General features: G+C 75.7%; 11 protein-coding genes. 4 read left to right on the top strand and 7 right to left on the bottom strand.

The features are described 5' to 3' along the window. The 3 genes from AF1_RS29975 to AF1_RS29965 all read right to left on the bottom strand — a co-directional run. Positions 1–943, bottom strand: a 943-nt coding sequence (locus tag AF1_RS29975) for an NAD-dependent epimerase/dehydratase family protein (protein WP_067806927.1), incomplete at its 3' end; no start/stop codon positions are given. 110 nt (positions 944–1,053) lie between these two features. Then, a complete protein-coding gene (locus tag AF1_RS29970; protein ID WP_067806924.1) occupies positions 1,054–2,106 on the bottom strand; it encodes an aminotransferase class V-fold PLP-dependent enzyme in 1,053 nt (350 codons plus the stop codon). A 50-nt stretch (positions 2,107–2,156) separates the two neighbouring features. Then, positions 2,157–2,966 carry an IclR family transcriptional regulator gene (locus AF1_RS29965; protein WP_067806922.1) on the bottom strand — a complete coding sequence of 270 codons (810 nt, stop codon included), beginning with the start codon at positions 2,964–2,966 and terminating at the stop codon, positions 2,157–2,159. 244 nt (positions 2,967–3,210) lie between these two features. Between AF1_RS29965 and AF1_RS29960 the strand changes: the two genes are divergently transcribed. After that, a complete protein-coding gene (locus AF1_RS29960) occupies positions 3,211–3,699 on the top strand; it encodes an isochorismatase family protein (protein WP_067806939.1) in 489 nt (162 codons plus the stop codon). Between the two features lie 94 nt (positions 3,700–3,793). On the opposite strand, the gene AF1_RS29955 is transcribed toward AF1_RS29960, so the two are convergent. Next, positions 3,794–4,180, bottom strand: coding sequence for a VOC family protein (locus AF1_RS29955; protein ID WP_067806919.1), 387 nt, complete (start codon positions 4,178–4,180; stop codon positions 3,794–3,796). Between the two features lie 113 nt (positions 4,181–4,293). Further along, a complete protein-coding gene (locus AF1_RS29950; protein ID WP_067806916.1) occupies positions 4,294–5,250 on the bottom strand; it encodes a helix-turn-helix transcriptional regulator in 957 nt (318 codons plus the stop codon). 63 nt (positions 5,251–5,313) lie between these two features. On the opposite strand from AF1_RS29950, the gene AF1_RS29945 reads away from it, so the two are divergent. The 3 genes from AF1_RS29945 (at position 5,314) to AF1_RS29935 (ending at position 9,190) form a co-directional block, all read left to right on the top strand. Beyond that, positions 5,314–7,695 (top strand): ATP-binding cassette domain-containing protein, encoded by a 2,382-nt coding sequence (locus AF1_RS29945; protein ID WP_067806936.1) that lies wholly within the window; start codon positions 5,314–5,316, stop codon positions 7,693–7,695. Positions 7,696–7,734: 39 nt separating this feature from the next. Beyond that, the gene (locus AF1_RS29940) at positions 7,735–8,259 is read left to right on the top strand and encodes a pyridoxamine 5'-phosphate oxidase family protein (RefSeq protein ID WP_067806933.1); all 525 of its coding nucleotides are present in this window, start codon (positions 7,735–7,737) and stop codon (positions 8,257–8,259) included. Between the two features lie 139 nt (positions 8,260–8,398). Then, complete coding sequence (locus AF1_RS29935) at positions 8,399–9,190, top strand: SDR family NAD(P)-dependent oxidoreductase (RefSeq protein ID WP_067806913.1); 792 nt, start codon at positions 8,399–8,401, stop codon at positions 9,188–9,190. On the opposite strand, the gene AF1_RS29930 is transcribed toward AF1_RS29935, so the two are convergent. Further along, positions 9,187–9,675, bottom strand: coding sequence for a TIGR00725 family protein (locus tag AF1_RS29930; protein WP_067806902.1), 489 nt, complete (start codon positions 9,673–9,675; stop codon positions 9,187–9,189). The genes AF1_RS29935 and AF1_RS29930 overlap by 4 nt on opposite strands. Continuing rightward, positions 9,676–10,853 (bottom strand): 4a-hydroxytetrahydrobiopterin dehydratase (locus tag AF1_RS36935; protein WP_306303197.1); only part of this gene is annotated, 1,178 nt, incomplete at its 5' end.

Here is a 10,853-nt window from a genome sequence, read left to right as displayed (position 1 = left end):
GGGCCCGGTCGGGCCGGGCGACGATGTGGCGGACGTCGCCGAGCCGGTAGCCGCCGGTGACGTGCGGCTGCGGGCCGCCGAGCGCGGCGGCGAGCGCGGCGGCCATGTCCCCGATCGTGCGGGGCTCGCCGCTGGCGATGTTGTAGGCGCGCAGCCCGCCGGGTTCGGGCGGCCCGGCCGCGACCCGTTCCAGCGCCAGCACGTTGGCGCGGGCCACGTCCCGGACGTGCACGAAGTCGCGGCGCTGCCCGCCGTCCTCGAACACCAGCGGCGCCTTGCCGTCCAGCAGCCGGGACCGGAAGATCGCCGCGACGCCGGCGTAGGGGGTGTCGCGCGGCATCCGCGGCCCGTAGACGTTGTGGTAGCGCAGCGCGGCGGCCGACCCGCCGGTCACGCGCGCCCACGAGGCGGCCAGGTGCTCCTGGGCGAGCTTGGTGTCGGCGTAGACGTTGCGGGGGCCGGGCGGGGCGTCCTCGGCGACGGCCCCGGGGACGAGGGCCCGGCCGCAGGTGGGGCAGCCGGGCTCGAACCGTCCCGCCCGCAGCGCCTCCTGCGGGCGGGGCCGGGGACGGACGGGCCCGTGCCGGTCGCAGGTGTAGGCGCCCTCCCCGTACACCACCATCGACGACGCCAGCACGAGGGCCGCGACGCCCGCGCGGGCCATCTCGGCCAGCAGCACGGCGGTGCCCTGCACGTTGGCCGAGGTGTAGGCGGGCAGGTCGGACACCTCGACGCCGAGGCCGACCTTGGCGGCCTGGTGGCAGACGGCGTCCACGCCGGCCAGGTGCCGCGCGACCGCGGCGGCGTCGCGGACGTCGGCGGCCGGGCCGCCGAGCCCGTCGGGCCGCAGGTCCAGGCCGCGGACGCGGTGCCCGGCGGCGGCCAGCGCCTCGGCGATGTGCGAGCCGATGAATCCGGCCGATCCGGTGAGCAGTACGTTCATGGCGACGAACGTAGGCCGCACGGCCCGGCCGCGGCGCCGCGCGCGGCCCGGTCACGGCGCCTTGTTCGCACCTTGTAAGAACTTCACCGCGCGGGCCGGGCCCGGCGGGTTCACGGCGTGACGAGCGGGGCGAGCAGGTCCACGGCCTTGTCGACGTCGGCTTCGGTGGTGGTGAGGTGGAACGCGCAGCGCAGCCGTCCCGCCCGGACGGTGGCGATCACGCCGTTGCCGCGCAGCAGGTCGGCGGCGCCGTCCGGGACGGCGAGCGACACGATCGCCGAGTCGCCGGGCGGCAGGCCGAGCCCGGCGCGGAACCGGCGGGCCAGCGCCACGTCGTGGTCGTGGATCGCCGGGACGCCGACCTGTTCGAGGAGTTCCAGGGCGGGGGCGTGCCCGGCCCAGCACTGCCATGCCGGCGACAGGTCCAGGCGGCGCGCGTCGGCGGCGAGCCGCAGCGGCAGCCCGTAGATGGAGTCCCAGATGTCGGCGCCCGCGTACCAGCCGGCGCCGACCGCGGGCAGCGCGTCCAGGGCGTCGGGGGTGCCGGTGAAAAAGCAGGTGCCGCGCGGGCCGAGCAGCCACTTGTAGCCGCCGGCGACGAGCCAGTCGACGCGGTCGGCGGGCAGCGGCAGCCAGCCCGCGGCCTGGGTGGCGTCCAGCAGGACGCGGGCGCCGTGCGCGCGGGCGGCGCCGATCAGGTCCTCGAGGGGGGCGATGCGGCCGTCGGCGGACTGCACCGCCGACACCGCGACCACGCCGGTGCCGCCGGTGACCTGCTCGGCGATCTGCTCCAGCGGGACCGACCGGACCGACAGCCCCGGCCGGGCCGCGAACGGGAACAGCAGCGAGGTGAAGTCGCCGTCGGCGACCAGGACCTCGGTCCCGGCGGGCAGCGACGCTGCGACCAGCCCCACGTAGTAGGACACCTGCGGCCCGCACGCGACCCGCGCCGCGGGCACGCCGAGCAGCCCCGCGAACGCCTTCCGCGCCCGCGTCACCGCCTGGTCCAGCGTGTTGGGGATCATCAGCCCGGCGGCGCGGTCGCGTTCGGCGGTGAGCATCGCCTCGTGCGCGGCGCGCGGCGGCAGCCCGTAGGTGGCGGTGTCGAGGTAGGCGACGCCGGCGCTGAACTCGCGCTGCGCCTCCTGGAGGGAAAGGGTCATACGCCGATCATGCGGCACCCGCCGCCGGACCGGCACCCCCGGGGTGCCGGTCAGGACAGGTGCCGGTGCAGGTCGGTGAGGCGTTCGGCGGCGGCGAGGACGGCCTCGGCCAGGCCGGGCAGCCGGTCGTCGCCGAACCGCACCGCCGGGCCCTGCAGCGCGACGGCCGCGAACACGCGCCCGCCGCCGTCGCGGACCGGCGCGGCCACCGCGCGGACCCCGGCCAGGCGTTCCTCGTCGTTGACCGAGTAGCCCCGCTCACGGACGCGCCGCAGATCGGTCTCCAGTTCGCGGCGTGTGGTGAGGGTGGCGGGGGTGTAGCGGCGGTACGGCTCGTCCATCGCGACGGGGTCGTCGTCGTAGGCCAGCAGCGCCTTTCCCATCGCGCACGCGTGCAGGGGGTTGCGGTCGCCGGGCGGCTGGTCGTAGCGCAGCGGATGCGCCGAGGGCAGGTGCAGCAGGATCGCGACCTCGTCACCGGCCCGCACGCCGAGGCTGACGGACTCGCCCGTGTCGTCGCGCAGCGCGGTCAGTTCGGGTTGCAGCAGCGTGGCGCCCATCCGCTCCAGCGCCAGCCGGCCGAGGATCGCGGTGGTGGGGCCGAGGAAGTACCGCTCGCTCGCCGGGTCCTGCGCGAGCATCCCGGTGGCGTGCAGGGCGTGCACGATGCGGTGCGCGGTGCTGACCGACAGGCCGAGCCGGTGCGCGATCTCGGTGGGGGTCTGCCGGGCGGTGCGTTCGAAGGAGCGCAGCACCGCCACCGACCGGTCCACGGTCTGCGTTCCCGGTTTGGGACGGCATGCCTCCTGTGTGCGCCCGCTCGCCTGTCCGCCGGGGACGGCGCCGCTGTCGTCCGTCACGCGTCCCATCCTCCCACCGCGCCCCGGCGGGCCCCCGGCAGGGGCGTGCCATGGTGGCCGGGTGGCCCCCAACCCCGCTACGCCCGGATGTTGCGCATCGTGCCCGCAGGACGGCGGGTCCGTCGCCGTGGCTGACGGCCCGGCACGGAATCGCCTCCGTGCGCAACCCGTGCGCGAGCCTGCTGCGCCTGCACGCCGAGGCCGGCACGGCGGGATTTGCGTTTTCATCTCTAAAATCATGGTCATGACCGCTGCCCTCGTGCTCATCGACCTCATGCCGCGGATCGTGGCGCTGCCCGTCGCCCCGCACTCCGGGGAGGAAGTGCTGGAGCGGTGCCGCAAACTGGCCGAGGCGTTCCGCGCACAGGGGCGCCCCGTGGTGCCGGTGCGGGCGGAGCGGCCGGACGTGGACGAGCAGCCACCGGGAAGCGACCTGGTCGAGGGCTTGGAACAGGACGGCGACATCGTCGTTGTGAAGCGGACGCTGAACGCCTTCCACGGCACCGGGCTGCATCGGCGGCTGCAGGAGCGCGGCGTGACCACGCTGGTGCTCGGCGGGCTCGTCACGACGATGGGTGTCGAGTCCACCGCCAGGGCGGGGGATGACCACGGGTACGAGTTGGAGTTCGTCGCGGACGCGATGTCCGGGCCGGCCGCCGACGAGCACGACTTCACCGTGGCGAAGATCTTCCCGAGGCTGGGCACGGTGCGCAGCACCGACGCCTACCTCTGACGCCTCGCGAGCCGGCGCCTGGCGGGCGGCGGGCGGCGTGCCCGCCGCCGGCAACCGCGATGCGGCCCCGCGGCGGGCTGCCCGCCGGGGTCCTTCAGCTCTGGCGCAGGCAGATGCAGAACGGGTGCCCGGCCGGGTCGGCCAGCACCCGCCAGCGGTCCTCGCCGGGCTGGAAGCCGAACCTGCTCGCGCCCAGTTCGACGGCCCGCGCCTCGGCCTTGTCCAGGTCGTCGACACCGAAGTCGAGGTGGAACTGCTGGGGCCGCTCCCCCTGCGGCCAGGTGGGGGCCCGGTGCCCGGGGACGCCCTGGAAGTAGACGTCCACGCCGTTCGGCAGCGTGACGGCGGCGGCCTCGGGGGTGTCGTAGGTGACCGCGCCGCCGGTGAGCGCCGCGTAGAACGCCGCGAGCGCCGGCGGCTGCGGGCAGTCGAGGGTGACGGCGACGAACTCCGCGATGCCGGACTCCGCGATATCGGACATGGTGCACTCCTTCGTGATCGGGATGCCCCCAGGCTCCCAGCAGAAGCTGACACCTTCTGTCAGGTACGTGCGACCACGGCTACGCGGGACGCGCAGGTGGGACGCGCGGGTGGCTAGCCGCCCGCGGCGCGGGACAGGCGCGCCGCCATGGCCGCCACGCGGTCGCGGAGCTCGGCCGGTTCGCGGATCTCGAAGTCGATGTCGAGGTAGGCGATGCGCAGCGCCGTCCACTCCAGGGAGTCGGCGGCGGTGCGCAGCACGCAGGTGCGGTCGTCGACCGGCTCCACCTCGGCGCCGGTGACCCGGAACCGGTCGGCGAGTTCGTCGGCGGAGGCGTGCACGACCAGCACCGCCCGCCGCAGCGGACGCGACAGCGCCAGCGACCGGGTGACGAACGCGGCGGTGTCCTCGGCGGGCGGCTCGCGCGGCGCGCACCGGGCCCCCGTCGGCTGCGGGGACGACAGCCGGTCCACGCGGAACGTCCGCCAGTCGCCGCGGCCGGTGTCGAACGCGACCAGGTACCAGCGCCGCCCGGCCGACACCAGCCCGTGCGGTTCGGCCACGCGGCGGGTCTCGGCGCCGCCGGCGTCGCGGTAGGTGAAGCGGAGACGTTCGTGGTCGCGGCACGCGGTGGCCAGCACGGTGAGCGTCTCGGGGGCGGCGGCCGGCCCGGCGGGCGGGCCGGTCAGCGGTGTGGTGGCGCTGTGCAGGGCGGTGACGCGGCGCCGCAGCCGGGTGGGCAGCACCTGTTCGAGCTTGGCCAGCGCCCGCACGGACGCCTCGCCGATGCCCTCGACCGCTCCGCCGGCGGCGGCCCGCAGCCCGACGGCGATCGCGACGGCCTCCTCGTCGTCCAGCAGCAGCGGCGGCATCGCGGCGCCGGCCTCCAGCCCGTAGCCGCCGGCCGCGCCGAGGGTGGCGTGCACGGGGTAGCCGAGGCCGCGCAGCCGCTCGATGTCGCGGCGGACGGTGCGGGCGCTGACGCCGAGCCGCTCGCACAGCTCCGGCCCGCTCCATTCGCGGCGGGCCTGCAGGAGCGACAGCAGCCGCAGCAGACGTTCGGACGACATGCCCCCAGTATGCGCCCTCAATGAGGCCAGGTCCTGACCTCCTTCATGGTTAGCGTGGCCGGTATGAACGGCGACGACATCGTGATCACCGGGGCCCGGCACAACAACCTCAAGGACGTCTCGCTGCGCATCCCGAAGAACCGGCTCGTGGTCGTCACGGGCGTGTCGGGATCGGGCAAGTCGTCGCTGGTGTTCGGGACGGTCGCGGCCGAGTCGCAGCGGCAGCTGGGCGAGACGTTCCCCTGGTTCGTCCGCGACCGGATGCCCCGGCGCGAGCGGCCCGACGCCGACGTCATCGACCGGCTCACCACCGCGGTCGTGGTCGACCAGCGGCCGATCGGCGGGAACGCCCGCTCCACCGCCGGGACGATCACCGACATCTCCCCCGTCCTGCGGGTGCTGTTCTCCCGGCACGGCACGCCCAGCGCCGGGGAGGCCGCCGCGTACTCCTTCAACGACCCGCGCGGCATGTGCCCCGGATGCGACGGCCTCGGGCACGTGGCCCGGGTCGACCTGGACCGGTTCCTCGACACCGGGCGGTCACTGAACCAGGGCGCGATCACCTTCCCGCCGTTCGGCGTCGGAACGTTCACCTGGCAGCTGCACGCCGAGTCCGGCCTGTTCGACCCGGACAGGCCGCTGCGCGACTTCACCCCCGCCGAATGGGACCTGCTCCTGCACGGCAAGGGTTTTCGCGTGCCGCGCCTGAACCGGACCGGGTCGATGGGCCACAACGCCTACGAGGGCCTGATCGAGCGGTTCGAGCGCCTCTACCTCGGCCGGGACCTCGATGCGCTCCCGGCCGCGCAGCGGGAGGCGGTGCGGCGCGTCGTCCGCGAGGACACCTGCCCGGCGTGCGGGGGTGCGCGCCTCAACCCGGCGGCGCTGGCGTCCAGGATCGGCGGACGCACCATCGCCGACCTGTCCCGGATGGAGATCGGTGACCTGATCGCGGTGCTCGGCGAGATCACCGACCCGGTCGCCGCGCCCATCGCGGACGCGGCGATCACCCGGCTGCGGCGGCTCACCGACATCGGCCTCGGCTACCTCACCCTGGACCGGCAGACCCGCACCCTGTCGGGCGGGGAGGCGCAGCGGCTCAAGGTCGTCCGGCACCTGGGGTCGAGCCTGACCGCGATGACCTACATCTTCGACGAGCCCAGCGCCGGGCTGCACCCCCGCGACGTGGACCGGCTCACCGCGCTGCTGCTGCGGCTGCGCGACAAGGGCAACACGGTGCTGGTGGTCGAGCACGACGCCGATGTCATCCGCGCCGCCGACCACGTGATCGACATGGGGCCGGGCGCGGGCGTACGCGGCGGGCACGTGGTGTTCACCGGCACGGTCGGCGCACTGCGCCGCGCCGACACCCCGACCGGGCGTGCCCTGCGCCGCACGACACCGGTCAAGGACACCTTCCGGGAGCCGACCGGCTGGATGACGGTGACCGGCGCCCGCACCCACAACCTGAAGGACGTGACGGCCCGGTTCCCGGCCGGGGTGCTCACGGTGGTGACGGGCGTGGCGGGATCGGGCAAGAGCACCCTGGTCATGGACGAGTTCGCCGCCCGGCACCCCGAGGCGGTCGTGGTGGACCAGTCGGCGATCGCGGCGTCCCGCCGGTCGAGCCCGGCCACGTTCCTCGGCGTGATGGACCCGCTGCGGCGCCTGTTCGCGCGGGCGAACGGGGTCCCCGCGGGCCTGTTCTCCCACAACTCCAAGGGCGCGTGCCCGGCCTGCGGCGGCCACGGCGTGATCGTCACCGACCTGGCGTTCATGGATCCGGTGACGACCCGGTGCGAAGCGTGCGGGGGCCGCCGGTACCGGGCGGAGGTCCTGGCGCACCGGCTGCGGGGCCGCACCGTCGCGGACGTGCTGGAGATGACCGCCGAGGAGGCCCTGGCCTTCTTCACGGCCTCCTCCCCCGGCCCGTCCTTCTCCAGCCCGTCCTTCTCCGGCCCGTCCTTCTCCGATCCGGCCGGGCGGAAGATCACCGCCGCGCTGCGGGCGCTCACCGAGGTGGGCCTGGGCTACCTGACGCTCGGGCGCCCGCTGACCTCGCTGTCGGGCGGTGAGCGGCAGCGCCTCAAGCTGGCGGCGCGGCTGCGCCGCACCGGCACCGTCTACGTGCTGGACGAGCCGACGACCGGCCTGCACAGGACCGACGTCGGCGCGCTCCTCGCCCTGCTGGACGGGCTCGTGGACGGCGGTGACACCGTCATCGTCATCGAGCACGACCTGGAGGTCGTCGAGCACGCGGACTGGGTGATCGACCTCGGGCCGGGCGGCGGCCGGCACGGCGGCGAGATCGTCTTCGCCGGCACCCCGGCGGCGCTGGCGGCTGCGCCGGACTCGGTCACTGCCCGGTTCCTGCGCCGCGACCTGGCCCGGGATCTGGGGCGGGATCTGGGGCGGGATCTGGGGCGGGACGCCGTCGCCGGGTAGTACCGGCGGAGGGGCCATCCGGGGGTAAGGAGGACGATGATGACCGAGCGTGAGCCCGTCGAGGCCCGCAACCTCGACATCTACGGCGGCGGCGAACTGGCGTGGGAGACCGTGCGGGACGCGCTGGCGGCGGCGCTGCCCAAGCCGGAGACGGCGGTGTTCCTGGGGACCGTCCGCCCGGACGGCCGTCCGCACTCGGCGGGCGTCGGCCCGCTGTGGCGGGAGGGCGAGCTGTTCTTCACCAGCGGGCCGGGCACCCGCAAGTCCCGCAACCTCGCGGCGAACCCGGCGTGCACGCTGTCGGTGCGGGCGCCGGTCGCCGACGTCGTGCTGGAGGGCACGGCGGAGCGCGTCACCGACCCGGCCGTCCTGGAGCCGGTCGCGGCCGCCTACCGGGAGGGCGGCTGGCCGGCGCGGGTCGACGGGGACGCGTTCACCGCGCCCTACAGCGCGCAGAGCGCCGGCCCGCCGCCCTGGCATCTGTACCGGTTCATCTACCACACGGTGGTGGCGGTGGGCACGGTGGAGCCGTTCGGCGCGACCCGGTGGCGCTTCGCGTCCTGATCGCCACCTCCCGATCATCGACTTTGGTCTGCGGGCCGTGGACGTTCGGGCATCGGGCGGGCTCCCGGCCGTGACGGCCACCGCCCCTGCCGGGTCTCCCCACGGCCGAGCCGTCACCGGAACCGTAGACTCTGCGGTCATGAGCGACCAGACCTCCCCCGCCCCGTACCTGTCGGAGCTGTTCTCGCTGGAGGGTCGGGTCGCGGTCGTGACGGGCGGCAGCTCGGGCATCGGCCGGGCGATCGCCGTGGCGCTCGCGCGGGCGGGCGCGGCGGTGGTGGTGGTCGCGCGGCGGGAGGCGGAGCTGGCCGCGACCACCCGGGAGCTGGAGGGGCACCGGTGCCGGGCCGCGTCGGTCAGCGCCGACCTGGGCTCGCGGGACGCGGTCGCCAAGGCGGCCGAGGAGGCGGCGGCGGCGTTCGGGGAGCCCGACATCCTGGTCAACGCGGCGGGGGTCAACCTGCGGCCGCCGATGGACGATCTCGGCGCGCAGGTGTGGGACACCACGATGGCGGTGAACCTGGACGCGCCGTTCCTGCTCGGGCAGCGGTTCGGGCCCGGCATGGCCGAACGCGGGTTCGGGCGGCTGATCCACATCGCCTCGCAGCAGGCGTTCCGTGCGTCGTTGACCAGCGGCGCCTACGGGGTGTCCAAGGCGGGGCTGGTGGCGCTGGCGCGGTCGCAGGCCGAGGCGTGGTCGGCCCGCGGCGTCACCGCCAACACGCTCGTGCCGGGGTTCGTGATGACGCCGCTCAACACCCGGGTGTCGGCGGACCCGGTGAAGGTGAGGGCGCTGGCCGAGCGGACGATGGCGGGCCGCAACGGGCTGGCGGAGGACTTTGCGGGCGCGGCGGTGTTCCTGGCGTCGGCGTCGTCCGGCTACGTCACCGGCCAGTCGATCTTCGTGGACGGCGGTTTCTCCGCCCACTAGCCCGCGGTGCCGCGGCCCCACAGTCCGGTGGCCTCGACGGCGGCGGCGGGCCCGCCGGCGTGCACGATGCCGCCGGCGGGCCGTCCGTCCTGGTCGTGGACGTGCCATCCGCCGAGCTGCACGACGGGGATCCGCCCGGCGCGCATGGCCAGCGCGATCTCCGACAGCGTCCCCCAGGATCCGCCGACGGTGATGAGCGCGTCGGCGGCGTTGACGATGACGTTGTTGCGGGCCTGGCCGAGGCCGGTGGGGATCACGGCGGTGAGGTCGGGTCCGGCGGCGGCGCGGTCGGCGGCGGGCAGCACGCCGACCACGGTGCCCCCGGCGGCGCGGGCACCGGCCGCGGCGGCGGCCATCACGCCGCCGAGCCCGCCGCAGATCACCACGGCGCCGCGGCCGGCCAGCAGCCGCCCGGTCTGGTAGGCGAGGTCCCATTCGCGTGCGGTGCACTCGCCCGGCCCGCACACCGCGACCTGGGCGGGCACCTATTCGGCGTCGTGCCGGGCCGCGATCTGGTCGATCGTCGCGGCGAGGTCGAAGTCCTTGCCGGTGAGGCCGCCGGCGCTGTGGGTGGACAGCGTGAAGGTCAGGGTGCGCCAGCGGATGTCGATGTCGGGATGGTGGTCGGCGTCCTCGGCGGCGCGGGCGACGTCGGTGACCACGTCGATCCCGGCCAGGAACGAGGGCGCCTCGACCTGCCGGCGGATGGCGTCGCCGTCCCGGCTCCAGGCGGGCAGGCTGCGCAGGCGGTCCGCGACGGCGGTGTCGTCGAGCGTGTCGGCCATCGGGCTCACTTCCTGTTGGTCGGTGCCGTTGGTGGTGTTCTCCGCGATCCCGCGGGGACCGGATCCCGCGAGCAGCGGTTCAGTGGTGACTTCGGTGGTGACCTGGGCGGTGGCCTCCGCCCACGCGTCGCCGTCCTGCGCGTCACCGGTCTGCTCGCCGGTCTGCACGGTCGCCTCGACGATGACGGACGCCGTCACCGGCGCGGGACGGGTCGCGGTCGTCCAGGTGGTCTTGGCGACGTCCACGACCACGTCGCGGGACACCTCCAGCATGGCTCCGCGCAGTTCCTCCTTCAGCGCGAGCTTGAGGGCGTCGCGGAGCAGTTCGCGCAGCACGGCCTCCATCGCGGCGGTGGCGGCGCGGCCCGCGGCGCGCACGGCCAGGTCACGGGCGGTGCGGGCGAACGCGCTGCCCGCGGCGGCGGTGAGCAGGTCCCCGGCGGCCCGCGCGGCCTGTGATCCGGCCGCGCGGGAGGCCAGGTCGGCGGCCGCACCCGTCAGGGGGGCCAGTTCGGCGGCCAGGCCGGTGTCCTCGGCGGCGTCGCGGGCGGTGTCGCGCAGCGCGGCGGCCAGGTCCCGCGCGGCCTGCTCGGCGGTCTGCCGGACGACCCGGGCCACGACGTCCCGGCCCACGATCAGGGCGGCGTCGGCGGCCGCGCCGGCGACGGTGTCGATCGCGGCGTCCACGACGGCTTTGGTCGCGGCCTGCACGACGGGCGCGGACGCGGTGCGCCCGGCGACGTCCAGCGCGGTCGCGGTGGCGGCGCGGGTCAGCGGGTGCCCGGCGGCGAAGCGGCGCGCGGCGACCGCCGCCGGATGCTGCGCGGCCTGCTCGGCGAGGACCATCGCGGCGGTCGCGGCCTCGAACGCGCCGGCGG

The sequence above is a fragment of the Actinomadura formosensis NBRC 14204 genome (assembly GCF_001552155.1).
Lineage (GTDB): Bacteria > Actinomycetota > Actinomycetes > Streptosporangiales > Streptosporangiaceae > Spirillospora > Spirillospora formosensis.
Note: the sequence above shows the minus strand (reverse complement) of the source record. Positions and strands in the feature narration are given on the sequence as shown.